This is a genomic window from Bradyrhizobium sp. LTSP885, from assembly GCF_000938305.1.
Classification (GTDB): Bacteria; Pseudomonadota; Alphaproteobacteria; order Rhizobiales; family Xanthobacteraceae; genus Bradyrhizobium.
Genome location: NZ_JYMT01000002.1, coordinates 1 through 22,981 on the forward strand (window position 1 = coordinate 1; position 22,981 = coordinate 22,981).

Consider the following 22,981-nt stretch of genomic DNA (forward strand, 5'->3'; position numbering starts at 1 on the left):
CTCGCAATTGTGCAAGTTCACTAATTCGCTGATTGAATGGGTTCAGTTTTGGTCGCAGCGAAGTCCTTTGGTGTCTGGCCGCCAAGGGCCTGATGAGGCCTGTGGTTGTTGTAGTAGATCAGGTACTCGAAGAGTTCATTGGCGAAGTGATCGAGGTTATCGAAGGTTGCCCCATCGATGACGTCGTCGTCGAGGGTACGCCAGAACCGTTCGATCTTGCCGTTGGTCTGCGGCCGATAGGGTCTGGTGTAGCGATGCTTGATGCCGAGTTCGAGGAGCATGGCTTCGAAGGGATGCTCTTCACGGTTGTTTCGGGATGCGAACTCGGCGCCGTTGTCGGACATGATTTCGGCGAAGACCAGCCCATAGGTGACGTTGAGGGTGTTGATCATCTTCAGCGTCCTGAACATGACCGGCAAGGCTTTCTTGGAGGTGATGACCTCGGCCCAGGCCAGGCGCGAGCAGCTGTCGATCAGGCTGACGATATAGGCCGTGGCCGGGGGTGGCGCCAGGAACACGTCGCGTGGCAGCTGATGCAGATCGACATGGCCAAGTTCGCCGAGCTTGTCCTTGATAATGCGGCGTTTCTCCTCGCGCATCGCCGGCGTGCGCCGGTTCAGATGATAGCGTTTCAGGACCCGGTAGATCGTCGACGGCGAGGGTAGCGTATCGCGCCGCTCGCGCAAGACAGCATGGATCTCGTAGCGGTTCATCCCCCTCTGGCGGCAAGCAACGATCTCGGCCTCGATGCCTTCCGGTTCGCGCCGTTCCTTCCACTTCGGTCCGCGCCGCCGCGGCAAGAGGTCGGCCTCCTCGCCGCTTTGCAAATAGCGGTTGTAACACTTCCGGAAGGTTTGCGAGCAGGTGCCGTGATGCCGATAAAAATCTCCGACCCGGCGGAACGTTGCCGACCGCCCGGCTTTCACCGCCTCGTATTCCGGGATCAGGAACCGCCACTTCTGCAGGTAGTTCCGCTCAATCGTCCGGTCGTAGCTGTTGTCGCGCATCGAATCCTCCCGCAAGAGAATTCAATCAGCGAATTAGTGAACTTGCACAGCAATGACGGCTAAAGTGGCGCCGGACGATACACAAAGGATACAGAATGCCCTGGCTTGAACCGGTCACCCTTCGCGGCGCGCATGCGCGGCTTGAACCGCTGTCGCATGATCAGATCAAGGGGCTGACGGAGGCCGTCAGCGACGGTGATCTCTGGAAGCTCTGGTACACCGCGATTCCGAAGCCGGAGAACATGGCCAAGGAGATCGACCGCAGGCTCGGCCTGCAGGCCGCAGGCTCCATGCTGCCGTTCACGGTGTTCGATGCCGATGGTGGGATCGCGGGCATGACGACCTACATGAATGTCGACACGCCGAACCGCCGCGTCGAGATCGGCTCGACCTGGTACGCCAAACGCGTGCAGCGCAGCGCGGTCAATACGCAGTGCAAACTGCTGCTGCTGACGCATGCTTTCGAGAAGCTCGATTGCATCGCGGTCGAGTTCCGCACGCACTTCTTCAATCATCAGAGCCGCCGCGGCATCGAACGTCTCGGCGCCAAGCAGGACGGCATCCTGCGCAGCCATCAGGTCGCACCCAACGGCACGTTGCGCGACACCGTGGTTTACAGCATCATCGCCAGCGAATGGCCGACGGTAAAGGCCCATCTCAACTATCAACTCAACGAAAAGGCGCGCTGACATCAGCGTCAGCGCAAGAAACGAGACGCAAGAAACGGGACGATGGAAACCTTCGATTATGTGATCATCGGCGCAGGCTCCGCCGGGAGCGTGCTGACCAACCGCTTGAGTGAAGACGCAGGCACCAAAGTGTGCGTGCTGGAGGCGGGGCCGAGCGACTGGCATCCCTACATCCATCTGCCGGCCGGCTTCATCAAGACCTTCCACATGAAGAGCGTGAACTGGGGCTACCAGCAGGAGGTGGGTCCCTACACCGGCGGGCGCAGCATCTATGCGCCGCGCGGCAAGACGCTCGGTGGCTCGTCGTCGATCAACGGCCACATCTACAACCGCGGGCAGCGCCAGGATTTCGACACCTGGGCGCAACTCGGCAATCACGGCTGGGGTTATCCCGACGTGCTGCCGTATTTCAGGCGGATGGAACGGCGGGTCGGCGAGGGCGACGACACCTATCGCGGCCGCGACGGCAATTTGACCGTGACCACGATGGACTGGCAGGACCCGCTCTGCGAGGCCTTCATGAACGGCGCGGTCAGCCTCGGTATCCCGCGCAACCCGGATTACAATGGCCAGATCCAGGAGGGCGTCTCCTACTGCCAGCGCACCATCCAGAACGGCCTGCGCGTCAGCGCCGCGACCGCCTATCTTCATCCGGCGCGCAAGCGGCCGAATGTCGATGTGCGCACCCATGCGCATGTCACCGGCATCATCTTCGAGGGCAAGCGCGCCGTCGGCGTGCGTTATAACCGCGGCGGCAAGTACGGCGACCCGCTCGAGATCCGCGTCAACAAGGAAGTCATCCTGTCCGGCGGCGCCTACAATTCGCCGCAGGTGCTGCAACTCTCCGGCGTCGGCGCGCCCGATCTGTTGCAATCGCACGGCATCGAGGTGCGGCATGCGCTGCCGGGTGTCGGCGAAGGCTTGCAGGATCACTACGCGCCGCGCTCGGTGGCGCGGGTCAAGAACATTCGGACCATCAACGAAATGCGCCGCGGCCTCAGTCTCTGGGTTGAGGCGTTGAAATGGGCGACGACGCGGCGCGGCCTGCTGTCGCTGTCGCCGACCATGGTCTATTGCTTCTGGCATTCCGGCGAGACCACCGAAAGCTCCGACCTGCAGCTCACCTTCACGCCGGCGAGCTACAAGGAAGGCGTGCAGGGCCAGCTCGAGGACGAGCCCGGCATGACGGTGGCATCATGGCAGCAGCGGCCGGAGAGCCGCGGCTATGTCCGGATCCGTTCGGCCGATCCGTTCCAGGCGCCGATCATCCAGACCAACTATCTTGCCGAAGAGCTCGACCGCCGCGTCGTCGTCGCCGGCATGAAGCTGGCGCGGCGGCTGCTCGCCTCCGAGCCGTTGAAGCCGTATTTCGCCTATGAGGATTTTCCGGGTCCGAAGGTGCAGAGCGACGCCGAAATTCTCGCAGCCGTGACCGAGCGCGGGACGACCACGTTTCATCCCGGTTGCACCTGCCGGATGGGACCGGCGGAGGCGCCATGGGCCGTGGTCGACGACCAGCTCCGGGTCCACGGCATGGAGGGCCTGCGCGTGATCGACGCCTCGATCATGCCGCGGATGATCTCGGCCAATCTCAACGCCTCGACGCTGATGATCGCCGACAAGGCCTCCGACATGATCCGCGGCAAGACGCCGGAGACGGCGGCGCAGCTTGCGGAGTATGCGTGAGGGTTTCCGTCATTGCGAGGAGCGAAGCGACGAAGCAATCCATGCGTCCGCGAACGTGGACAGATGGATTCCTTCGCTTCGCTCGCAATGACGGTGGAATAGACGGAGGGACCTAGCCGTAAACGAACGCCTTGTCCTTCAGATCGATCGCCGGGAATTCGTCCTTCTCGGCCCAGTAGTCCTGGTTGTGCTGCCATTCCGGCTTGTCGCCGCGCTTCGGCAGCAGGTGCATGCCGCGCATCATGTAGCCGGGGTTGAAGTTCTCGGGATCGATCCACGGCAGCAACGGCATGTTGTGGTCTTCCGCTCGCAGCGCCGGCGTCACCTTGTTGGCGCCAGTCGCCTTCATGTGGTTGAGCATGCGGCAGACGAAATCGGCGACGAGGTCGACGCGCAAGGTCCAGCTGGCGCGGAAATAGCCGAACACCCAGACCAGGTTAGGCACGCCGGTGAACATCATGCCGCGATAAGTCACGGTGTCCTTGAAATCGAGCGGCTTGCCGTCGATCTCGAAGTCGATGTCGCCGTTGGCGGAGAGGTGGAAACCGGTCGCGGTGATGATGATGTCGGCCTCGAGCTCGGTGCCGGACTTGAGCAAAATGCCGTTCTCGGTGAAGCGGTCGATCTCGTCGGTGACAACAGACGCCTTGCCGCCCTTGATGGCCTGAAACAGGTCGGCATCCGGAACGAAGGCGATGCGCTGCCGCCACGGCCGGTAGCTCGGTGTGAAATGAGTGGCCATATCATAGTCCTTGCCGAGAACGGCCTCGACCGCTGCCAGCAGATCCTTCTTGGCACCCTCGGGGTCGGCAAAAGTCCGCTTGGTGAAGGCGTCCTGCTCGAACAGGATTTTGCGCCTGACGATCTCGTGGATCCAGTGCTCGTCGACCTGCAGCTTGCGCAGCTCCTCGGCGATCTCGATCGCGTTGCGGCCGGTGCGGAAATAGGTCGGCGATCGCTGCAGCATGGTGACGTGGCCGGCATCGTCGGCCAGCGCCGGGATCAAGGTTGCCGCCGTGGCGCCAGAGCCGATCACGACCACGCGCTTGCCCTTGTAGTCGAGATCCTCGGGCCATTTCTGCGGATGGATTATCGGGCCCTTGAACTTGGCCATGTCGGTCCATTCGGGCGTGTAGCCCTCGGTGTGGCGGTAATAGCCCTGGCACATCCAGAAGAAGTTGGTGGTGAAGCGGAGCTTCTCGCCGGTATCGAGCCTGACCGCGTCGATGGTCCAGAGATTGGTGTCGTTCGACCACTTCGCCGCAGTGATGGTGTGACGATAGCGGATATGGCGAGCGAGGTCGTTCTCGTCGATCACGTCGCCCATGTATTTCAGGATCTCGGCCGCGCTTGCGATCGGCGCGCTGGTCCACGGCTTGAAGCGATAGCCGAAGGTGTGCAGATCGCTGTCGGAGCGGATGCCGGGATAGCGATGGGTCGACCAGGTGCCGCCAAAGGTCTTCTGCGTCTCCAGTGCGACGAAACTGGTGCCCTTGCATTGCGTGGTCAGGTGATAGGCAGCGCCGACACCGGAGATGCCGGCGCCCGCGATCAGGACGTCGAAATGCTCGGTCGTGATGGGCTCGGCAGCGCGGATTTGGGTCTGGACGTTCATCTTCCCTGGTCTTCTTTTTGGTTTGGGTGCGGAAGCAAAACGCCGGAGCCAAGGCCCCGGCGTTTGCCGATATCGAAGCTAGACTTCGCGGCGGCTGAGGAACGCGAGACGCTCGAACAGGTGAACATCCTGCTCGTTCTTGAGCAGCGCGCCATGCAGCGGCGGGATCAGCTTGCGCGGATCGCGCTCGCGCAGCATCTCCGGCGTGATGTCCTCGTTCAAGAGCAGCTTGAGCCAGTCGAGCAGCTCGGAGGTCGAGGGCTTCTTCTTCAGGCCGGGCACCTCGCGCACCTCGAAGAAGATGCGCAGCGCCTCTTCCACCAACCGCTTCTTGATGTTGGGGAAGTGCACGTCGACGATCTTGTTCATCGTGTCGGCGTCGGGGAACTTGATGTAGTGGAAGAAGCAGCGGCGCAGGAAGGCGTCCGGCAGTTCCTTCTCGTTGTTCGACGTGATCATCACGATCGGGCGCAGCTTCGCCTTGATGGTCTCGCCGGTCTCGTAGACATGGAATTCCATCCGATCGAGCTCAAGCAGGAGGTCGTTGGGGAATTCGATGTCGGCCTTGTCGATCTCGTCGATCAAGAGCACCGGGCGCTTCTCATAGGTGAAGGCGTCCCACAGCTTGCCGCGCTTGATGTAATTCTTGATGTCGGAGACCTTGCTGTCGCCGAGCTGGCTGTCACGCAACCGCGACACCGCGTCGTATTCGTAGAGGCCCTGCTGCGCCTTGGTGGTGGACTTGATGTGCCAGGTGAGCAGCGGCGCATCGATCGCTTTCGCGACTTCCTCGGCCAGCACGGTCTTGCCGGTGCCGGGCTCGCCCTTCACCAGCAGCGGGCGCTCGAGCACGATGGCGGCATTGACGGCGACCTTGAGGTCATCGGTGGCGACGTAGTCCTTGGTACCTTTGAATTTCATCGATCTGTTTGCCTTGGTTCGCTCAATGGCCGCTTCGGCCTCAACATCAAACGACCGCTCTCGCGGCGGTCGCATGGCCTGCCCAATGTCTTGTCGGACGCAATTCTAGTTGAAAAACCGGGGCGGTCTAGCGCGGATTCCGCAGCGCAGCGGTGCCGAAGGTGGTATTCGCATGGAATGTCAGGCATCATCTTTCCGTTGTGCGGAATGCTGGACAGCGGAGCGCCAGCCGGCCAAGGCGGTCACCAGGTGAAAGTGAATGGCTGATCTCGGGATGAAGCACGGCCGGGGCCCCTTGACGCCACCGGCCCAGCGGGCGATCTAGGCAAGTATGTTCCTGCAGTTTTTCACATCGCTGCGCGACGCCCAGGTCCCCGTGACGCTACGGGAATATCTGACCTTGATGGAAGCGCTCGACGCCGACCTCGCCGATCAGACGGTCGAGAACTTCTATTATCTGTCGCGCGCTACGCTGGTGAAGGACGAGCGCAATCTCGACAAGTTCGACCGCGTGTTCGGCACCGTGTTCAAGGGGCTCGAGAGCCTGCTCGACGCCATGAGCAAGGCGGAGATCCCCGAGGAGTGGCTGAAGAAGCTGGCGGAAAAATATCTCACCGAGGACGAGAAGAAGCAGATCGAGGCCATGGGCTGGGACAAGCTCATGGAGACCTTGAAGAAGCGCCTCGAGGAGCAGAAGGGCCGCCACCAGGGCGGCAGCAAATGGATTGGCACCGCCGGCACCTCGCCATTCGGCGCCCACGGCTACAATCCCGAAGGTGTCCGTATCGGGCAGGAGAAGAACCGCAACAACCGCGCCGTGAAGGTGTGGGACAAGCGCGAGTTCAGGGACCTCGACGGCAATGTCGAGCTCGGCATCCGCAACATCAAGGTGGCGCTGCGGCGGCTGCGCAAGTTCGCGCGCACCGGCGCGCCTGACGAGCTCGATCTCGACACCACGATCAAGGAGACCGCGAACCACGGCTATCTCGACGTGCACATGCGGCCCGAGCGGCGCAACGCGGTCAAGGTGCTGGTGTTCTTCGATATCGGCGGCTCGATGGATTCGCATATCGAGCAGGTCGAGGAGCTGTTCTCGGCTGCCAAGACCGAATTCAAGCACATGGAGTATTTCTACTTCCACAACTGCCTCTACGAAGGCGTCTGGAAGCAGAACAAGCGGCGCTTCACCGATCGGACGCCGACCTGGGACGTGCTGCACAAATATCCGCACGACTACAAGGTGGTGTTCGTCGGCGACGCCTCGATGTCGCCCTACGAGATCATGGTGCCCGGCGGCTCGGTCGAGCATGTCAACGAGGAGGCCGGCTCGGTCTGGCTCGACCGCATCACGCGCACCTATCCGCATGCGGTGTGGCTCAACCCGGTCGCGCAGAAACACTGGGACTATTCGGAATCGACCACCATTGTCCGTCGCCTGTTCTCCGAGCGCATGTATCCGATCACGATCGAAGGTCTGGAGCATGCGATGCGGGAACTGGTGCGGTAGTTGTTTCCGTCATTCCGGACAGACGCGAAGCGGCTGATCCGGAATCTCGAGATTCTCTGATGCGCAATTGCGCATCATAGTTCGATGCTTTCGCATCGCCCCGGAATGACGAACAAGAACTAGGGAGGAGAGCCCATGCCCCAGAGTATTCACCGCGGCATCAAGGCGCTGATCGACGAGGCCAATGCCGAGATCGAGACGATCAGCGCGCGTGATGCGATCACGCTGATCGGCAAGGATGACGTGGTCATCGTCGATATCAGAGATCCCCGCGAGATCGAGCGCGACGGCAAGATTCCCGGCGCATTCTCCTGCACCCGCGGCATGCTGGAATTCTGGATCGATCCGAACAGCCCCTATGCCAAGCCGGTCTTCCAGGAAGACAAGAAGTTCGTGTTCCACTGCGCCGGCGGCATGCGCTCGGCGCTCGCCGCCAAGACTGCGCAGGACATGGGTCTGAAACCGGTCGCCCACATGGGCGGCGGCTTCGCGGCCTGGCGCGACGCCGGCGGACCGATCGAGGCGTGGGAGCCGAAGAAGAAGGGGTGAGGGGGCTGCCCTCTCCCCGTCATTCCGTGGCGCGACGAAGTCGCGAACTATGGTGCGCAGTTGCGCACCTGAGAATCTCGCAAGGCAACCTCTAGATTCCGGGTTCGCGCTGCGCGCGCCCCGGAATGACAAAGGAAATACCAAAGTGACCGCAATTGACGATCCGCTTGTCTCCACCGAATGGCTTGCCGCGCATCTCGGCGATGCCAATGTGAAGGTGCTCGACGCCACCTTCAAGCTACCCGGCGTGCTGCCGCTGCCGAAGGACGACTATCTCGCCGCGCATTTGCCTGGCGCGGTGTTCTTCGATGTCGACGCGGTGTCCGATCATTCCAATCCGCTGCCGCATATGTTTCCGAGTGCCGGGCAGTTCGGCCGCGATGTCGGCGCGCTCGGCGTCGGCAATGCCGACACCGTCGTGATCTATGATGCCGGCGGCTGGGTCGCAGCACCACGTGCCTGGTGGATGTTCCTGTCCTATGGTCACCGCAACGTGCGCATCCTCAACGGCGGCCTGAAGAAGTGGCGTGCCGAAGGTCGGCCGGTCGAGAGCGGCGAGGCGGCCAAGCCTCGCCCTGCAAGCTTCACAGCGAGCTATGATCCGAAGCGCGTGCGCAGCATCGAGCAGATGATCGCCAATGTCGAAAGCCGCAAGGAGCAGGTGATCGACGCGCGCGCCGCCGAGCGCTTCGAGGGACGTGCGCCGGAGCCGCGGCCGGGCATCCGCGCCGGCCATATCCCGGGCGCCCGCAACGTGCCCTACAACAATCTGTTCGATGCTGCGACCGGCGCGATGAAGCCGCTCGACGATCTGCGCGCGGCCTTCAGCGGCGCCGGTGTGAAGCTCGATGCGCCTGTTATCACGAGCTGCGGCTCGGGCGTCTCGGCCGGCGTGCTGACGCTTGCGCTCTATCGGCTCGGGGTCACCGACACTGCGCTGTATGATGGCTCGTGGTCGGAATGGGGGCAGGCGAGCGGCCCGCCGATCGCGACCGGGCCGGCGTGAGCGGCGGTTACCGCCGCTGAACGGTCGTGATCGTCGTCGTCTGGCCGAACGGATCCACGGCCTGTTGCTGAACGACCACCTGCCGGGTCCGACGTGCGTGCCGCCGCGCTTTCCGATGCGCCGGCTTGCTGGTCGCACTCTGCTCCGGCGTCTTCGTCTCCGCAGCCTTGGCCGCGCTGGGATGCGCGATGACGACTTCGGGGCCGCCCAGCGTTGCGATCTTGGTCGCAGCCGCGATCGCCCCGGGTGAGAGCGGCGCCGCCACACTTGCCGCCACACTTGCCGGCTCGCTCGCCGGGGCCGGCGCATCGGCCACAGCGGCGAGCTTGGGTGCGGCTTGCTGCGTCGCCAATGCATCTACGACCGGTGGCTGCGGAGCGGCCTCCGTTGCCGGTGCGGGCGGGGTGGTCTCGGTGGCCTGCGTCTCCGATTTCGGAGTGACCGGCGGTGTTAGATCATCCGCCGTCAGGGTGGCGATCGTCTCGGGCTCGGCGGCAGGTGACACCTCCGCAGGGGCCGCCGGCTCTGATGTTGCTGACATCGGCGGGGCCGGATTCTCTGACGTCACCTTGTCCGCGGACGGTGGGTCGACGCGCAGCATGGCAAGGACTGGCGGAGTCTCGGTCTGCTGTGCGAATTGCGGTTCGCGCGGAGCCGGGCGCGCCGGGATGCTGGCGAATTCCTCGTGGGCGGCGCGCAGCAGCGCTGCCGCGCCCAACCCGAACACCAAAATTGACGTCGCCAGCACGATTGCCGCGAACAAGAAACGAAGGCCGGGCAGCATGGGCGCGGGTTCCCCCTTCTGCGGGAGGTCTTGATGGTGAGGGAACGCGGTGACCACATGAGGACGGCCAGCGTTGCGAACGCGAATCAGGCCGATTCGAGAATATCGCAACGTCCGGAGACTGTTTGTTATAAAATACGCGCGCGTGATGACTTTGGGCACATGGACAAACTTTCCCAAGTCGTGAGACATCTTTGCCGCGGCGGTCACACGAGATCACAAAGTGCCCGAATTGGGCTGAATTTCGCTGATTTGTCTTGAATGCGCCGCTATCTTCCGTCATGTGGCCGTTAACAGTCCGGTGTGGCTTGGGGACTATACAAGAGCGATGATGATCAACCGCATTCTGACGATTTGCGCTGCTGCGGCTCTCGGCGCGGCGGGAACCTCGTTGGCGCATGCACAGCAAGGTTATCCGGCTCCTCAGCGGCCGGCCTATTCGGCTGCGCCCCAACCTTACCCGCAGGGCAATATGCCCAATTTCGACGCGTTGGACGATGACGACGCGCCGCAGGATTCGGCGGCACTACCGCCGCCTGGCCCGGTGATGTCTCCGGACGATCCACGCTACGGTCGTCCGATGAATGCGCCGCCGGTTTACTCCGACCGTGCCCCGGCCGGTCCCGTGATGTCGCCTGATGATCCTCGCTATGGCCGGGCCATGAGCCCGCCGCCGGTGATCTATGCCGACCGTCCGCCGGGCGCGCCGCAGCAGGGCTATCGCGACCAAACCTATCGCGACCAAGCTTACCGCGACAACGGCGTTCCGGCCGCAGGCGTTGCCTATCCCGCAGCTCCGAATGGCGATGATCGCAGCGGCATGCGTCCGCCGGAAGCGGTCGGTGCTGCCGGCGTCACCGGCACCGTGCCCCCGCAGCAGGCTCCGGTCGGTGCCGATGGCCAGCCGCTGCAGCTTGCAGCCCTGCCGCCGGATGAACAGCCTGAATCCGGCCCGGCGCAACTGGCGCCGAATCTGCGCCGCCAGGAAGTGGCGTTTCCGACCAAGGAACCGGCCGGTACGATCGTCGTCGATACGCCGAACACCTACCTCTATTACGTCCTCGGCGGTGGCCGGGCGATCCGCTACGGCGTCCGCGTCGGTCGCGACGGCTTCACCTGGACCGGCGTCCAGAAGATCACCCGCAAGGCCGAATGGCCGGATTGGCATCCGCCGACGGAGATGATCGAGCGCCAGCCCTATCTGCCGCGCTTCATGGCGGGCGGACCCGGCAATCCGCTCGGCGCCCGTGCGATGTATCTCGGTTCGACCGTGTACCGCATCCACGGCACCAATCAGCCGTCGACCATCGGCAAGTTCGTCTCGTCGGGTTGCATCGGCATGCTGAACGAAGACGTCTCCGACCTGTTCGAGCGTACCAAGGTCGGCACCCGGGTGGTCGTCATGCCCGGCGGTACCCCGCCGCCGTCAACGACGGCCTCGGCCGCACCGATGCCCGCCGCTGGACCTGCGCCGACGCAAGCCCAGATGGCGCCGCTGCCCGGCACCCAGCCGACCACCGTTCAGCCGCTGCCGGCCCCGGTCACGGTCCGCTAAACCGACCTCAACTCATTCCGGAAAAGGCGCGCCAACAGCGCGCCTTTTTTGTTGGTTGATTGACGCCTGCGATCTCAGGCCAGACGCCGCGGCGGCTCGCCGCCTTCGGTGAAGGCGTCGATGCACGCGACCATCTGCTGATAATGCGTCTGCAAGCTTTCGCGCGTCGCGTAGCCGAGATGCGGCGTGATCACGATGTTGTCGAGCTTGCGGAACGGGTGGTCTGATGGCAGCGGCTCGACCGAGAACACGTCGATGCCGGCACCGGCGATTGTCCTGGCGCGCAGCGCCGCGAGCAGGGCGTCTTCATCGACGATCGGTCCGCGCGCGCTGTTGACGAGATAGGCCGATGGCTTCATCCGCGCGAGATCCGCAGCTCCGACCAGTCCGCGCGAGCGCGGGCTCAGCACGACATGGATGGTGACGATGTCTGATGTCGAGAACAGCTCCTCCTTGCTGGCATAGCCGACGCCGGCCGCCTTGCACGTCTCGGGGGTGAGGTTCGGGCTCCAGGCGATGACGTTCATGCCGAACACCTTGGCCATGCCCGCGACCTTGCTGCCGAGCTTGCCGAGGCCGATCACGCCGAGCGTCTTGCCCTCGATCTCGGTTCCCGCAAAGCTCTGCCAGGGCTCGCCGGCGTGCATCCGCGTGTTCTCGCGGCCGATGCCGCGCGTCAGTTCCAGGATCAGGCCCATGGTCAGGGCCGCGGTGGGGTCGCGGCCATACTGCGTACCGCAGAACACGACCTTGCGGTCCTTGGCCGCTTCGATGTCGATCGCGGCGTTGCGCATGCCCGAGGTGATCAGGAGCTTCAGCCTGGGCAGCGCATCGAACAGCGTGCGCGGAAACGCGGTGCGCTCGCGCATCGCGCAGATGATCTCGAAATCCTTCAGCTTGGCCGCAGCGTCCGCCTCGCTTTCGAACGGCTTGTCGAACACGGTGACGTCGACGCGATCCTTGATGCTGGGCCAGTCCGCCACCGAGAGCGCGAGATCAAAATAGTCGTCGAGGATTGCACAGCTGAGCCGCGTCATCGGGAGGTCCGTTCATGGCGAGGGCGACGGCGGGAATGAACCGTCGGGGGCGGGCCATGGTCGCGCGCAATCGGCGGGCGCGCAAGCGGAGGAGGTTGCAAAAAGGATCGGCTGTTATGCTGACGGAGACGACCTGCGCGCTTTGCTGGTCCGGATCTCGGCGAGCATCGATTGCACCGCGGGTGACAACCCCACGTGTTTGGCGCGCCAGGCGGGGCCCGGGCCGCGCATATAGTGCAGTTCCGGCCGGTAGGGGTTGAACGCCTTGGCCACGAATGCACGCCAGAAGGCGCGGAATTCTGCGAACAGCTTCGCCTCGCCTCTGGTCGCCGGGCGGGGAAGAGATGCCGAGGTGATGGTAGCCATGACGCGGCCTCTGCTGTTCTGATCGCGGTTCTGCCGCGAAACACGCCGTTTTGGGCGCTGAGAACGAGTTTTGGCCTGATTTATTAAAAGATAGTTTCAATTGTCGTGATCGAGGGCACACAAGGGTGTGCCCGCGTGCACATGGTATCTGCCCCGTAATCGCCCGTGGTGAACGGATGGAAAACGGGGCGGTCGCGGTTGCGCTTTCGGGGGCCGGCCGCTACATCGGCGGCAGCAAAATTTCCACAAATCCTCTCGTTTTCAGGGATCGCGAATGGCTCGCCAGTTCGTCTATTTCATGCAGGGTCTGACCAAGAGCTATCCGACCCGCAAGGTGCTCGATAACGTCCATCTGAGCTTCTATCCGGACGCCAAGATCGGCGTGCTCGGCGTCAACGGCTCGGGCAAGTCGACGCTGCTCAAGATCATGGCCGGCCTCGACAAGGAATATAACGGCGAGGCCTGGGTCGCCGAGGGCGCCCGCGTCGGTTACCTCGAGCAGGAGCCGCATCTCGACGCCACCAAGACCGTCCGCGAAAACGTCATGCTGGGTGTCGCCAAGCAGAAGGCGATCCTCGATCGCTACAACGAACTGGCGATGAATTACTCGGACGAAACCGCCGACGAGATGACCAAGCTGCAGGACGAGATCGAGGCCGCAGGCCTGTGGGATCTCGACAGCAAGGTCGACCAGGCGATGGACGCGCTGCGCTGCCCGCCAGACGATTCCGATGTGACGAAACTCTCCGGCGGCGAACGTCGCCGCGTCGCGCTGTGCAAATTGCTGCTCGACCAGCCCGAACTGCTGCTGCTGGACGAACCGACCAACCATCTCGACGCCGAGTCGGTGTCATGGTTGGAAGGCCATCTGCGGAACTATCCCGGCGCGATCCTGATCGTGACCCATGACCGCTACTTCCTCGACAACGTGACCAGCTGGATCCTCGAGCTCGACCGCGGCAAGGGCATCCCCTACGAGGGCAATTATTCGTCATGGCTGCAGCAGAAGCAGAAGCGGCTCGCACAGGAGGGCCGCGAAGACGTCGCGCACCAGAAGACGCTGATCCGCGAGCAGGAATGGATCGCGTCGTCTCCGAAGGCCCGCCAGGCCAAGTCGAAGGCGCGCTATCAGCGCTATGAGGAATTGCTGAAGCAGGCGAGCGAAAAGCAGACCCAGGTCGCGCAGATCACGATCCCGGTCGCCGAGCGCCTCGGTCAGAACGTCGTGGATTTCGAAAACCTCAGCAAGGGTTTTGGCGACCGCATGCTGATCGACGATCTCACCTTCAAGCTGCCGCCGGGCGGTATCGTCGGCGTGATCGGCGCGAACGGCGCCGGCAAGACCACGCTGTTTCGGATGATCACCAAGCAGGAAGAGCCGGACAAGGGGTCCATCACGGTCGGCGAGAGTGTTCATCTCGGTTATGTCGACCAGTCGCGCGACGATCTCGACGGCAAGAAGAACGTCTGGGAGGAGATCTCCGGCGGCAACGAGCTGATCCTGCTCGGCAAGCGGGAAGTCAACTCACGCGGCTATTGTTCGTCGTTCAACTTCAAGGGCGCCGACCAGCAGAAAAAGGTCGGCGCGTTGTCGGGCGGTGAACGTAACCGCGTGCATCTGGCGAAAATGCTGAAGTCGGGCGCCAACGTGCTGCTGCTCGACGAACCGACCAACGATCTCGACGTCGATACGCTGCGTGCGCTGGAAGAGGCGCTGGAGGATTTCGCCGGTTGCGCCGTCATTATCAGCCATGATCGCTGGTTCCTCGACCGCATCGCGACCCATATCCTGGCCTTCGAGGGCGACAGTCATGTCGAATGGTTCGAGGGCAACTTCCAGGACTATGAAAAGGACAAGATGCGCCGGCTCGGCCAGGACAGCATCATTCCGCATCGCGTGAAGTACAAGAAGCTGACGCGGTGAGGCGGTCTCGCAGGTCGCCGAACCTGTCGAGGAATGCCCGCGCGCGGGGTAGCGCGTCGTGAAGGAACTGCTTTGGCTCGCGCAGCCAAAGCCCTTCGATCTGCCGCGAGCGCTGTTCCGAGATCAGGATGTCGGTCGGCAGATCGACCAGCGTCGCGTCCCAGCCTGGAAAAAACCGGCGCGCGCGCCGGAAGCCGAGCGACAGCAGATCTGCTTCGCTGGACAGGCCGTGGTAGTCGAACGCAGCCCTGCCGTCGGTGACGAAGATGTGGTTGCCCGTATAGCCTTGCGCCGGCTTGATCCATCGGGCGTGAAAGCCGAGGTCGGAATATCTTTCGAGAAACGCGTAGGCGAGCACCTGGCAGGCGCCATTGGCAAAGAAATGGCGATCGGGCCGATGCCATCGACGCACCGGGTCGTCCTTGACGTTGACCTTCGGAAAGAACATTTGCGCCGCAATCGCGCTGAGTCGACGGTAGGACGAGACTACCCCGTGTCGGCGGCAGGGAAAGCGCCGAATTTGCAAATCCCGGGGATCGTGACCGCATCGCGACGCAATCTGCGGCCAGTTGTCGCTTTTCAATCGCGCGGGAATGCGTAGATAGAGCGCTCCGCAATCCAATCCCGCGAGCTTTCCAACATGTCTGCCATATCCGACGCGCCCGCTCTGGCGAAGCGCGGGTCGCTGCGTCCGATCCCCATGCTGATCTTCGGATCGCGCTGGCTGCAATTGCCGCTTTATGTCGGCCTCATTATCGCCCAGGCCGTTTATGTCGTGCTGTTCCTCAAGGAACTGTGGCACCTGTTCGCCCATGCCTTCGATTTCAGCGAGCAGCAGATCATGCTCGCCGTGCTCGGCCTGATCGACGTCGTCATGATCTCGAACCTCCTGGTGATGGTGATCGTCGGCGGCTATGAGACCTTCGTGTCACGCCTCAATCTGCAGGGGCATCCGGACGAGCCGGAATGGCTGAGCCACGTCAATGCCAGCGCGCTGAAGATCAAGCTGGCGATGGCGATCATTGGCATTTCCTCGATCCATCTGTTGCGAACCTTCATCGAGGCGGGCGCATTGTCGTCAGGAAAGGCCAACTACACCGAGACCGGTGTGATGTGGCAAACCATCATCCATTGCGTCTTCATCCTGTCGGCCATCGGTATCGCCATCGTCGACAAGCTGTCGAACGACCCGATCGAGGGCGCGAAGCAGCAGGCCGCGCACTGATCGCGGCCGAAGGGCGCTCCACGGTTCACAGCAATCCAGTGCCGTGATAAGGCTCACGGCACGATCAGGACGGGGTCCACGAGATGGCGCCCCATTGGACCGCTGCGTGAACAGGCTATTGGATTTGGCATTTCTCCGCGCGCTCGCCTTTGGGCTTCTGCTCACGCTCTGGCCGATGGCGTCGCCGGCCCGCGCGGCTGACGCGGCCTTCACCCAGTTCATCGCCTCGCTCTGGCCCGAGGCGCAGGCCGCCGGGGTGTCGCGCGAGACCTTCGATCGCGAGACGCGCTCCCTCGAACCCGACTACAAGTTGCCCGATCTGATCCTGCCTGGGCGTCCGAAGACCGGCGCGTCGACGCAGGCCGAGTTCGTGCAGGTGCCGGCCGATTACATCAAGGAGGCCTCGATCGCACGGCTTGCGGAGGAGGGCGAGAGGCTCCTGAAGAAATATCGCCCGGCGCTCGATGCGATCGAGAAGCGCTTCGGCGTGCCGGCCACGATCGTGCTGGCGATCTGGGGCCGCGAGACCGACTATGGTCGCTATGCGTTGCCCTACGACACGTTGCGCGTGGTGGCGACGCAGGCCTATGTCGGCCGCCGCAAGGATCAGTTTCGCACCGAGTTCATCCTCGCGCTGAAGATCCTCGGCGAGGGCGTGGTGACGCGCAAGGAGTTGCGCTCGTCATGGGCCGGCGCAACCGGCTACACCCAGTTCCTGCCATCGGAATACTACAAGCATGGCGTCGATCTCGACGGCGATGGCCGCGTCGACATCTGGCACTCGGTGCCGGACGCGCTCGCCTCCGCCGCGCAGCAGCTCGTCAACAAGGGCTGGCAGCCCGGCCTGCGCTGGGCCTACGAGGTCAAGGCGCCGGCCAATGTCGACTGCACGATGGGCGTTCCCGAGGTGACCAAGCCGATCGGCGAGTGGCTGCGCGCAGGCTTCGTCCCGGTGCGCGGCGAGAGGCTCAGCGCCGCCGAGCAGGCGCAGCAGGCCTCGCTGCTGCAGCCGGAGGGGATCTACGGTCCTGCGTTCCTGACCACGCAGAACTACTTCGTGATCAAGGAATACAATTTCTCCGATCTCTACGTGCTGTTCGTCGGTCATCTCGCCGATCGCATGACAAGCCCGCTGCCGTTCGCGGCGCCTTGGTCGGCGTCGACGCAACTGCGGTCCGCCGATGTCGAGGCGATGCAGCGGCATCTGACAAAGATCGGTCTCTACAAGGACAAGCTCGACGGCAAGGCTGGGATGCAGACCCGCGCTGCGCTTGGCGCCTATCAGAAGTCCGCGAGCCTGAAGGTCGATTGCTGGCCAAGTGACGCGGTGCTGCGGTCGATGGGCGCGGCGCGCTAGGATAGGGCGCAGAAACGGACAAACAAAAACCCGGCCGCAAGCGGCCGGGTTTGAAGGTAACGCGCGAGAGACGCGCGCGACTTACTCGCAGACTTCGACGCGGCGGAAGCGCCAGTTGTAGCCATCCCAGAAGCGCTCGCGGACCCAGCGGCAGGGCGGGGGCGCTTCTTCCACATACACCGGACCACCATAGGCCGGGCGGCTGGAGGCAATGGCGCCACCAACGATCGCACCGCCAATCAGGCCGGCTGCGATGCCCACGCCAACGCCACGCTGGGCGCTGGCCGGCGTTGGGGTGAGCGACGAAGCGGCAATCGCAGCGACAGCGACGAAGGCAGCCAGGGTCTTCTTCATGTCTTGGGCACTCCTGAGGTGGCGCCGTGGGCCGGCGCCGGGTTTGAGGTAACTCGCACGCTGGTTTCGAACTGCTGTCTCGCTAAACAGCGCATAACAGTCAATTGAAAGTAAACGTCCGTCCGATGATGACGTAAAAAGCGGTTTTTTCGGGCCATCAACAGCAGATGTCCCGGAAAACAGTCGGTTTTCCGGGACATCTGGTTCGATTTAATCGAGATGAACGAGGATTAGCGGTTAATCGCAAACCCTGACTCTGCGAACGCGCCAGCCGTAACCGTCCCAGAAGCGCTGACGTTGCAAGTAGCAGTCGGGACCCGGGCCGTAGCCTGGATCGGCGACATAGGCCGGTCCGGGCGCGTAGCCGTAGCCAGGGCCGTAACCGTAGCCTGGGCCGTAATATCCGTTCTGCGATGCGATCGCGCCGCCGACGATGGCGCCGCCGATCAATCCTGCAGCGACGCCGGCGGCGACACCACGTTGTGCGTGGGCGGGGGCGGGCACCGCCACAGCCGAAACCGCCAGAGTGGCGACGGCGCAAAGCGCCAGCAATGTCTTCTTCATGACCTCACCCTTTCCCGGGAGCTGCGACAGCTTGCAAAGCGGTCTGGTGGCCAAACTTCCATATTTCGCTTGAATGTTCAATGAACGAGGTCGCCGCATTTGGTGACGAATGGCCATAGTTTGGAGATGTTCTTGCGGTGCACAAATAGAGAACGGGGCTACTGATGCCGCACAGGTGGAGACGGGGGTGATGAGTGGAATGGCGACGTTCATGATCGCGGTCGCCGGCACCTCGCTGGTCGTCTTTGTCCTGATCAGCGCGAAAGCGAGCCGTGGTGCCAGGCGGAGCAGCGCCGCAGGTGACGGTGCGGCCAGTGGTTCCAGCGGTGATGCCTTGAACCTCGGCTGGCTCGGAGGCGACAGCTCAGGCAGTTCTGCGAGCTGCAGCGGTGACAGCTTCAGCGGCGATTCAGGCGGTGGCGACTGCGGCGGCGGTGGTGGCGATGGAGGCGGCGGCGGAAGTGGCGACTGACGCCAATCGCGAGACCGTGCCCGTGAACAGGGCCGGTCGCGGAATGAGTTTTAGACTCGTTCCAATCTGAATCCCGCATCAGTTTGGAATTGCTTCAAAAAGCGTGTTTTCCTTTTGCATCCGATCGAGCCGTTCAATAGATCATTTGTAGCATCACCAATGGACCTGCCTTTCTCCGATGATTGTCTGTTCCTGTAACGTCCTCAGCGACCACGATGTCCGCGCCGCCGTGACGGCCGGCGGCGCGCCGACGCGCAATGCCAAGCAGGTCTATGGCTGTCTCGGCTGCAGCGCCGAATGCGGCCGCTGCGCGCGTACCATCAAGGCCATCATCGACGAGGCGCTTGGCCCCTGCGCCAAGGCTTGCTGCACTGGCTGCCCGCACGGCTTTTCCCACGCTGCCAACGAAGACGAGCCGGCCGCCGAGTTTGCGCTCGCGGCCTACTGAGTCCCCTGCAAATCCCCTGTTTTCTTTATCCACGCGCCGCTTCCGCGGAGGGTTGCTCTCGCCGGTAATCTGATTTAGAAGCGTTCTAAATTAGAATCCGGCCGATTTTGGCCGCGACAGGTGGAGTGGATCATGCAGGGCGACCCGAAGGTCATCGATTATCTCAACAAGGGGCTGCGCAGCGAACTGACCGCCATCAACCAGTACTGGCTGCACTACCGGATGCTGAAAAATTGGGGCCTGATCGAGATGGCCAAGGTCTGGCGCAAGGAATCCATCGAGGAGATGGAGCACGCCGACAAGTTCGTCGATCGCATCCTGTTCCTGGACGGCTTCCCGAACCTGCAGGTTCTTGATCCCCTGAAGATCGGCCAGGACGTCAAGGAGATCATCGAGTGTGACCTCGCCGCCGAGATCGGCGCACGAACGCTGTACCAGGAGGGGGCGACCTACTGCCACGGCGTCAAGGACTATGTCAGCCGCGACCTGTTCGAGCAGCTGATGAAGGACGAGGAGGACCACATCGATTTCCTCGAGACCCAGCTCGACCTGATCAAGCGCATCGGCCTTGAACTTTACACCCAGAAGCACGTCGGCCATCTGAAGGGCGAGGAGTCCTGATCGGCTTCGCTCGGGATCGGAGACCATCCCTCAAAATTGCGAGAGGGCGTCCATCTGGGCGGCCTCTTTCGATTCTAGCGGGTGGATGTCGGGTCGGTCAGTAGCACCGGGTGATGTTGACGGTCCGATCTCCGCCGCGTCCAGGGACGACCACGCTCTCCGTGGGGCAACTCGACACATAGGGACGATCGGACGGCACCACCGCCGGCGGATACCGATGCGCCCAGTCCCAGGGAACGTCATAGGTGGTGGTATAACGGACGTCGTTCGAGACCGGCGGCGCAACCTCGGTGAGGGGTTCGCCGGACGGACCGTCATAGTATCCATATCCGCCTGCGACCGGCCAGAAGGTGCCGGGCACGCGCCCGTGATGCCGGAAGGCTGGATGTGGGGACGTGAACGCGCCGCGCGGCGCTGCTCCCGATCTCGCGAAAGTCTCGGTCGAGGACGCAGACATCAGCGCTGCAACGCCGAGCGACGCAACAAGCGCCGCAGATATCCGATACGCCATGGCACGCACCAACTCTTCGGTTACGAAGGATTGTGCGGACGCTAAGCCGCGTCCCGTCGCGCCCGCAAACCCATACTTAATTAATGGTTAAGAAGTAATGTTAACAGGGGGGGCGCCGCCTCAAAAGGGCGCGAGGCTATTCGTATTGCGTCAAAGCTGCTGCTCTTGAGTTCCTGCAGAACGGCCTATCTGAGCTTCCGCCACGGCCAGTCGATCACCCCGGCGGAATAGAGCGCCCACCAGACCAGCACCGGCTGAAATGCCAGCCGCGGCCCGTGGTAGAACCAGCTGTTGCTGATGTAGGGCAATGCGATGCCGTCGATCGCGTGCTTGATATTCGCGGGCCAGACGCAGATCGCATAGGCCGCGAGTGCGACGCCGGCCCACCAGCGCAACGGCTTCGTAACCAGCGCCGCAGCGCCGGCGAGCTCGCAAATCCCGGTGATGAAAATCACCTGCGGGGCGAACGGCACCCAGGATGGCGTAATGGCAAGCAGCTTGTCGGGCACCCAGAGATGCGCAATGCCGGCCGCGGCGTAGATCGCAGCGAGGGTCCAACGCAGGATGGTACGGATACGTTCGTCAGGTGTGGCGGAGATCATCAGCGGACCTAACACGGCTCCGCAGTGCGCACCACGCGGAACGCTAGAGCTATTCCGTTCCGATGGAATCGGAACGGTGCTCTAGATTCTTGTTTTGACGCGTTTTCTTCACGCGAACCGGTATCCACTTCGCTTGAAAACGCTCTAGACCGCGTCGGCGGGGACAAAACAGCTGATGATGATGCCGCCGCGATGATGCACATACCACACGACAGCTTCGCCGACCGGATTGCCGCGATCGCGGATCACCGCACGTTCGGGCACCATCATCCACTCGCCTTCGATCGGCACCCAATAGGCGCCGTCGCGGACATCGTAACTGGTGCGATGGCCGTCGGAGATGTCACAGCAGGGTACGCCGTTCGGCGCCATCACGCTCTTGAACCAGGCGCGAATGTCAGATGGCACGTTGTCGTACTGACCGTTGTCGAACGCGAGCGCTGCGCCCGCCAACGTCGAGAGCCACGCAAGCAGGGCGATATGCGTGAACCTTCGCATCCGGATCCTCCACGTAACATCCCGGCTGCCCATGCGCGGCGGACGACGCATCGGCGAATCCATTTATTGCCCGCAATTAGGCACGAACCGCGCACGAGATGCATGCTCAAAGAATGAGCGAGGCGGCGCGGCGGAATTTGATGCGCTGCGAAAATCAGGCACGCTTCGCGGCGCGCGGTTTCGCGGCCGGCTTCGCCGCGAGATTGTCCCACGCCATCGTCAGCGCGCTGCGCAACGTCGCCGGGTCGGCTTTCGCAAGCCGGACATTGGTGCTGCCGCCCTTGCCCCAACCGCCCGGCACCGGCCGGAAGATCTCAGGCTCCGCCGCGACCACGATCGCCTGCTGCTCCGGCGTCAGCTTGACCATGCCCAGGCGTCATCGGGATAGCCAAGCGTCGCGAAAATGCGCTTGCCGACGCGGAAGTCGGCGTGGCCCTGATGCGCACCCTCGACCGTGTCGGGCAGGCTCAACGCAGTCTTGCGGAAGCGGCTTTGTGACATGGCGCTGATCCCAGGGTTCAGCCTACATCGTTCGCTGCGGTGCAGTCTGCAGCAGCTCCTGCAATTGTTTGGCGTAGAATTTTGCGTCGCCGGTAGTGAGATGGCCGCGCGTCTCGGTGCTGGCGGGGACGAGATAGATCTTGCCATTCTTGATCCGCTTCACCGCAGCCTCGGTGACGCCGGTCTCCGCAGGATTGCGTTCATCGTCGGCGGCATTGATCGCGAGCAGAACAGCCTCGATCTTCTCCATTCCAGCCGACGGATCGTAATCGTGCGAGGCTTCCCATTGATAGACATAGTCGTTGGCGTCTGATGTGACCGGCAGCGCCAGTTGGTCGTCGACCATCTTGTCGGCCTGCGCTGCTGATGGCGCCAAAGTCTGGTAGCCGAGCGTGCCGCCGGCACTGGCGAAACGATAGGCCGCGACGGCGTATTTCATCATCCGCGGCTGGCTCGTGTAGTTGCCGTTGTTGTAGTCGGGATCGTTGCGGATCGTCTCCAGCATCATCCGGCGCAGGATCCAGTTGCGCGCCGCCATCGCGGTCGGCTGCGATGCCATCGGCACCAGCACGTCCATCATCTGCGGATAGCGTACGCCCCAGACCCAGGTATGCATGCCGCCCATCGAGTTGCCGATCACGAGTCGCAGATGCTTGATGCCGAGGCCCTCGGTGACGAGCCGGTACTGCGCATCGACCATGTCGTCGTAATCGTATTTCGGAAAGCTCGTCCGCATCACATCCGACGGTTTCGAGGATTTGCCGTGTCCGATGCCGTCGGGGATGATGATGTAGTATTTCGATGCGTCGAGCGGCTGGCCGGGCCCGTACAATTCGCCGGCGAAGCTCGGCGTCAGCATGCTGGCTGCCGAACCGCCGGAGCCGTGCAGCACCAGCACCGGCTGTCCGGTCGGCGCGCCGACCGTGGTGTAGTGCAGCCGCAGCTCCGGCATGATCTCGCCGGTGTGGAACTTGAAGTCCTTCGCGATCCACTCGCCGTCCTGCGGCGCAGGATAATCTGCAGCCATTGCCGTGACCGATATCGAGACGAGAGCGACTGCAAGCGCGGCGCACAAACGGATCATCGTGTTTCTCCCCGGGCACGGCGCGTTCGTCCAGCCGCTCGGGCGCGAGCCTATCATGACGGCGACCGTCGCGCGCAGGGCTGAGGTGGAATTGTCGA

The 22,981-nt window shown here is 63.0% G+C and carries 26 protein-coding genes and 3 pseudogenes; 12 read left to right on the forward strand and 17 right to left on the reverse strand.

Annotated features, from left to right (window positions below):
* Positions 1 to 20: 20 nt before the first annotated feature.
* The 3 pseudogenes from UP09_RS38865 to UP09_RS00025 form a co-directional block, all read right to left on the reverse strand.
* Positions 21 to 206 (reverse strand): annotated as a pseudogene (locus UP09_RS38865) (integrase core domain-containing protein); the annotation flags it as partial.
* A pseudogene (locus tag UP09_RS38870) lies at positions 185 to 266 on the reverse strand (integrase core domain-containing protein); the annotation flags it as partial. The pseudogenes UP09_RS38865 and UP09_RS38870, both read right to left, overlap by 22 nt.
* Before the next feature lie 24 nt (positions 267 to 290).
* A pseudogene (locus tag UP09_RS00025) lies at positions 291 to 1,007 on the reverse strand (helix-turn-helix domain-containing protein); the annotation flags it as partial.
* A gap of 95 nt (positions 1,008 to 1,102) precedes the next feature.
* Between UP09_RS00025 and UP09_RS00030 the strand changes: the two are divergent.
* Positions 1,103 to 1,696: a GNAT family N-acetyltransferase gene (locus UP09_RS00030; RefSeq protein WP_044535964.1), complete on the forward strand. Its 594-nt coding sequence runs from the start codon at positions 1,103 to 1,105 to the stop codon at positions 1,694 to 1,696.
* Positions 1,697 to 1,738: 42 nt separating this feature from the next.
* The gene (locus UP09_RS00035) at positions 1,739 to 3,382 is read left to right on the forward strand and encodes a GMC family oxidoreductase (protein ID WP_044535965.1); all 1,644 of its coding nucleotides are present in this window, start codon (positions 1,739 to 1,741) and stop codon (positions 3,380 to 3,382) included.
* A gap of 112 nt (positions 3,383 to 3,494) precedes the next feature.
* Here the strand turns inward: UP09_RS00035 and UP09_RS00040 are convergent, their stop codons facing one another.
* A complete protein-coding gene (locus UP09_RS00040; RefSeq protein WP_044535966.1) occupies positions 3,495 to 4,997 on the reverse strand; it encodes a flavin-containing monooxygenase in 1,503 nt (500 codons plus the stop codon).
* A gap of 78 nt (positions 4,998 to 5,075) precedes the next feature.
* Complete coding sequence (locus UP09_RS00045; RefSeq protein WP_044535967.1) at positions 5,076 to 5,918, reverse strand: AAA family ATPase; 843 nt, start codon at positions 5,916 to 5,918, stop codon at positions 5,076 to 5,078.
* Positions 5,919 to 6,249: 331 nt separating this feature from the next.
* On the opposite strand from UP09_RS00045, the gene UP09_RS00050 reads away from it, so the two are divergent.
* The 3 genes from UP09_RS00050 (at position 6,250) to sseA (ending at position 8,980) form a co-directional block, all read left to right on the forward strand.
* Entirely contained in the window at positions 6,250 to 7,425 is a 1,176-nt protein-coding gene (locus tag UP09_RS00050) for a vWA domain-containing protein (RefSeq protein WP_044535968.1), read from the forward strand.
* A gap of 135 nt (positions 7,426 to 7,560) precedes the next feature.
* Positions 7,561 to 7,974: a rhodanese-like domain-containing protein gene (locus UP09_RS00055; RefSeq protein WP_044535969.1), complete on the forward strand. Its 414-nt coding sequence runs from the start codon at positions 7,561 to 7,563 to the stop codon at positions 7,972 to 7,974.
* A 145-nt stretch (positions 7,975 to 8,119) separates the two neighbouring features.
* Entirely contained in the window at positions 8,120 to 8,980 is an 861-nt protein-coding gene (gene sseA / locus UP09_RS00060) for a 3-mercaptopyruvate sulfurtransferase (RefSeq protein ID WP_044535970.1), read from the forward strand.
* A gap of 7 nt (positions 8,981 to 8,987) precedes the next feature.
* Here the strand turns inward: sseA and UP09_RS00065 are convergent, their stop codons facing one another.
* Positions 8,988 to 9,926, reverse strand: a complete 939-nt coding sequence (locus UP09_RS00065) for a hypothetical protein (protein WP_156164367.1) — start codon at positions 9,924 to 9,926, stop codon at positions 8,988 to 8,990.
* Positions 9,927 to 10,092: 166 nt separating this feature from the next.
* On the opposite strand from UP09_RS00065, the gene UP09_RS00070 reads away from it, so the two are divergent.
* Positions 10,093 to 11,319 (forward strand): L,D-transpeptidase, encoded by a 1,227-nt coding sequence (locus tag UP09_RS00070; protein WP_156164368.1) that lies wholly within the window; start codon positions 10,093 to 10,095, stop codon positions 11,317 to 11,319.
* A 74-nt stretch (positions 11,320 to 11,393) separates the two neighbouring features.
* Here UP09_RS00070 and UP09_RS00075 read toward each other — a convergent pair whose 3' ends face one another.
* Together UP09_RS00075 and UP09_RS00080 are read right to left on the reverse strand one after the other, a co-directional pair.
* The gene (locus tag UP09_RS00075) at positions 11,394 to 12,356 is read right to left on the reverse strand and encodes a D-2-hydroxyacid dehydrogenase family protein (protein WP_044535972.1); all 963 of its coding nucleotides are present in this window, start codon (positions 12,354 to 12,356) and stop codon (positions 11,394 to 11,396) included.
* Between the two features lie 114 nt (positions 12,357 to 12,470).
* On the reverse strand, positions 12,471 to 12,722 hold the full coding sequence (locus UP09_RS00080) for a hypothetical protein (RefSeq protein ID WP_044535973.1): 252 nt from the start codon (positions 12,720 to 12,722) through the stop codon (positions 12,471 to 12,473).
* Between the two features lie 274 nt (positions 12,723 to 12,996).
* Here UP09_RS00080 and ettA point away from each other — a divergent pair, with 274 nt between their 5' ends.
* Positions 12,997 to 14,646 carry an energy-dependent translational throttle protein EttA gene (ettA, locus tag UP09_RS00085; RefSeq protein WP_044535974.1) on the forward strand — a complete coding sequence of 550 codons (1,650 nt, stop codon included), beginning with the start codon at positions 12,997 to 12,999 and terminating at the stop codon, positions 14,644 to 14,646.
* On the opposite strand, the gene UP09_RS00090 is transcribed toward ettA, so the two are convergent.
* Positions 14,606 to 15,094 carry a hypothetical protein gene (locus UP09_RS00090; protein WP_044535975.1) on the reverse strand — a complete coding sequence of 163 codons (489 nt, stop codon included), beginning with the start codon at positions 15,092 to 15,094 and terminating at the stop codon, positions 14,606 to 14,608. The genes ettA and UP09_RS00090 overlap by 41 nt on opposite strands.
* Positions 15,095 to 15,286: 192 nt before the next feature.
* On the opposite strand from UP09_RS00090, the gene UP09_RS00095 reads away from it, so the two are divergent.
* Positions 15,287 to 15,871 carry a TIGR00645 family protein gene (locus UP09_RS00095; protein ID WP_044535976.1) on the forward strand — a complete coding sequence of 195 codons (585 nt, stop codon included), beginning with the start codon at positions 15,287 to 15,289 and terminating at the stop codon, positions 15,869 to 15,871.
* A gap of 175 nt (positions 15,872 to 16,046) precedes the next feature.
* The gene (locus UP09_RS00100; protein WP_044536177.1) at positions 16,047 to 17,228 is read left to right on the forward strand and encodes a lytic murein transglycosylase; all 1,182 of its coding nucleotides are present in this window, start codon (positions 16,047 to 16,049) and stop codon (positions 17,226 to 17,228) included.
* An 81-nt stretch (positions 17,229 to 17,309) separates the two neighbouring features.
* On the opposite strand, the gene UP09_RS00105 is transcribed toward UP09_RS00100, so the two are convergent.
* Both UP09_RS00105 and UP09_RS00110 read right to left on the reverse strand, forming a co-directional pair.
* Entirely contained in the window at positions 17,310 to 17,582 is a 273-nt protein-coding gene (locus UP09_RS00105) for a hypothetical protein (RefSeq protein WP_044535977.1), read from the reverse strand.
* A gap of 237 nt (positions 17,583 to 17,819) precedes the next feature.
* The gene (locus UP09_RS00110; protein ID WP_044536178.1) at positions 17,820 to 18,146 is read right to left on the reverse strand and encodes a hypothetical protein; all 327 of its coding nucleotides are present in this window, start codon (positions 18,144 to 18,146) and stop codon (positions 17,820 to 17,822) included.
* A 190-nt stretch (positions 18,147 to 18,336) separates the two neighbouring features.
* Here UP09_RS00110 and UP09_RS00115 point away from each other — a divergent pair, with 190 nt between their 5' ends.
* From UP09_RS00115 to bfr, 3 genes are all read left to right on the forward strand, one after another.
* Positions 18,337 to 18,618: a hypothetical protein gene (locus tag UP09_RS00115; RefSeq protein ID WP_044536179.1), complete on the forward strand. Its 282-nt coding sequence runs from the start codon at positions 18,337 to 18,339 to the stop codon at positions 18,616 to 18,618.
* Positions 18,619 to 18,796: 178 nt separating this feature from the next.
* On the forward strand, positions 18,797 to 19,066 hold the full coding sequence (locus UP09_RS00120; RefSeq protein WP_044535978.1) for a (2Fe-2S)-binding protein: 270 nt from the start codon (positions 18,797 to 18,799) through the stop codon (positions 19,064 to 19,066).
* Between the two features lie 132 nt (positions 19,067 to 19,198).
* Positions 19,199 to 19,687, forward strand: coding sequence for a bacterioferritin (gene bfr, locus UP09_RS00125; protein ID WP_044536180.1), 489 nt, complete (start codon positions 19,199 to 19,201; stop codon positions 19,685 to 19,687).
* Between the two features lie 97 nt (positions 19,688 to 19,784).
* Here the strand turns inward: bfr and UP09_RS00130 are convergent, their stop codons facing one another.
* The 6 genes from UP09_RS00130 to UP09_RS00150 form a co-directional block, all read right to left on the reverse strand.
* Positions 19,785 to 20,198 (reverse strand): hypothetical protein, encoded by a 414-nt coding sequence (locus UP09_RS00130; RefSeq protein WP_044535979.1) that lies wholly within the window; start codon positions 20,196 to 20,198, stop codon positions 19,785 to 19,787.
* A 185-nt stretch (positions 20,199 to 20,383) separates the two neighbouring features.
* Positions 20,384 to 20,800 carry a DoxX family protein gene (locus tag UP09_RS00135; protein ID WP_044535980.1) on the reverse strand — a complete coding sequence of 139 codons (417 nt, stop codon included), beginning with the start codon at positions 20,798 to 20,800 and terminating at the stop codon, positions 20,384 to 20,386.
* 144 nt (positions 20,801 to 20,944) lie between these two features.
* Complete coding sequence (locus UP09_RS00140) at positions 20,945 to 21,298, reverse strand: hypothetical protein (protein ID WP_044535981.1); 354 nt, start codon at positions 21,296 to 21,298, stop codon at positions 20,945 to 20,947.
* A gap of 154 nt (positions 21,299 to 21,452) precedes the next feature.
* Entirely contained in the window at positions 21,453 to 21,665 is a 213-nt protein-coding gene (locus UP09_RS38875; protein WP_502689020.1) for a hypothetical protein, read from the reverse strand.
* On the reverse strand, positions 21,653 to 21,799 hold the full coding sequence (locus UP09_RS38880; protein WP_502689021.1) for a hypothetical protein: 147 nt from the start codon (positions 21,797 to 21,799) through the stop codon (positions 21,653 to 21,655). Before UP09_RS38880 ends, UP09_RS38875 begins: the two co-directional genes overlap by 13 nt.
* A 22-nt stretch (positions 21,800 to 21,821) precedes the next feature.
* Complete coding sequence (locus UP09_RS00150; RefSeq protein ID WP_044535982.1) at positions 21,822 to 22,883, reverse strand: alpha/beta fold hydrolase; 1,062 nt, start codon at positions 22,881 to 22,883, stop codon at positions 21,822 to 21,824.
* Positions 22,884 to 22,981 lie beyond the last annotated feature (98 nt).

What these genes read in the sequence shown, in the direction of transcription:
- UP09_RS00030 (WP_044535964.1), top strand. Translation starts at nt 1,103, where the DNA reads ATGCCCTGGCTTGAACCGGTCACCCTTCGCGGCGCGCATGCGCGGCTT.
- UP09_RS00035 (WP_044535965.1), top strand. Translation starts at nt 1,739, where the DNA reads ATGGAAACCTTCGATTATGTGATCATCGGCGCAGGCTCCGCCGGGAGC.
- UP09_RS00040 (WP_044535966.1), bottom strand. Translation starts at nt 4,997, where the DNA reads ATGAACGTCCAGACCCAAATCCGCGCTGCCGAGCCCATCACGACCGAG.
- UP09_RS00045 (WP_044535967.1), bottom strand. Translation starts at nt 5,918, where the DNA reads ATGAAATTCAAAGGTACCAAGGACTACGTCGCCACCGATGACCTCAAG.
- UP09_RS00050 (WP_044535968.1), top strand. Translation starts at nt 6,250, where the DNA reads ATGTTCCTGCAGTTTTTCACATCGCTGCGCGACGCCCAGGTCCCCGTG.
- UP09_RS00055 (WP_044535969.1), top strand. Translation starts at nt 7,561, where the DNA reads ATGCCCCAGAGTATTCACCGCGGCATCAAGGCGCTGATCGACGAGGCC.
- UP09_RS00070 (WP_156164368.1), top strand. Translation starts at nt 10,093, where the DNA reads ATGATGATCAACCGCATTCTGACGATTTGCGCTGCTGCGGCTCTCGGC.
- UP09_RS00075 (WP_044535972.1), bottom strand. Translation starts at nt 12,356, where the DNA reads ATGACGCGGCTCAGCTGTGCAATCCTCGACGACTATTTTGATCTCGCG.
- UP09_RS00080 (WP_044535973.1), bottom strand. Translation starts at nt 12,722, where the DNA reads ATGGCTACCATCACCTCGGCATCTCTTCCCCGCCCGGCGACCAGAGGC.
- ettA (WP_044535974.1), top strand. Translation starts at nt 12,997, where the DNA reads ATGGCTCGCCAGTTCGTCTATTTCATGCAGGGTCTGACCAAGAGCTAT.
- UP09_RS00090 (WP_044535975.1), bottom strand. Translation starts at nt 15,094, where the DNA reads ATGTTCTTTCCGAAGGTCAACGTCAAGGACGACCCGGTGCGTCGATGG.
- UP09_RS00095 (WP_044535976.1), top strand. Translation starts at nt 15,287, where the DNA reads ATGTCTGCCATATCCGACGCGCCCGCTCTGGCGAAGCGCGGGTCGCTG.
- UP09_RS00100 (WP_044536177.1), top strand. Translation starts at nt 16,047, where the DNA reads ATGGCGTCGCCGGCCCGCGCGGCTGACGCGGCCTTCACCCAGTTCATC.
- UP09_RS00105 (WP_044535977.1), bottom strand. Translation starts at nt 17,582, where the DNA reads ATGAAGAAGACCCTGGCTGCCTTCGTCGCTGTCGCTGCGATTGCCGCT.
- UP09_RS00110 (WP_044536178.1), bottom strand. Translation starts at nt 18,146, where the DNA reads ATGAAGAAGACATTGCTGGCGCTTTGCGCCGTCGCCACTCTGGCGGTT.
- UP09_RS00115 (WP_044536179.1), top strand. Translation starts at nt 18,337, where the DNA reads ATGAGTGGAATGGCGACGTTCATGATCGCGGTCGCCGGCACCTCGCTG.
- UP09_RS00120 (WP_044535978.1), top strand. Translation starts at nt 18,797, where the DNA reads ATGATTGTCTGTTCCTGTAACGTCCTCAGCGACCACGATGTCCGCGCC.
- bfr (WP_044536180.1), top strand. Translation starts at nt 19,199, where the DNA reads ATGCAGGGCGACCCGAAGGTCATCGATTATCTCAACAAGGGGCTGCGC.
- UP09_RS00130 (WP_044535979.1), bottom strand. Translation starts at nt 20,198, where the DNA reads ATGGCGTATCGGATATCTGCGGCGCTTGTTGCGTCGCTCGGCGTTGCA.
- UP09_RS00135 (WP_044535980.1), bottom strand. Translation starts at nt 20,800, where the DNA reads ATGATCTCCGCCACACCTGACGAACGTATCCGTACCATCCTGCGTTGG.
- UP09_RS00140 (WP_044535981.1), bottom strand. Translation starts at nt 21,298, where the DNA reads ATGCGAAGGTTCACGCATATCGCCCTGCTTGCGTGGCTCTCGACGTTG.
- UP09_RS38875 (WP_502689020.1), bottom strand. Translation starts at nt 21,665, where the DNA reads ATGGTCAAGCTGACGCCGGAGCAGCAGGCGATCGTGGTCGCGGCGGAG.
- UP09_RS38880 (WP_502689021.1), bottom strand. Translation starts at nt 21,799, where the DNA reads ATGTCACAAAGCCGCTTCCGCAAGACTGCGTTGAGCCTGCCCGACACG.
- UP09_RS00150 (WP_044535982.1), bottom strand. Translation starts at nt 22,883, where the DNA reads ATGATCCGTTTGTGCGCCGCGCTTGCAGTCGCTCTCGTCTCGATATCG.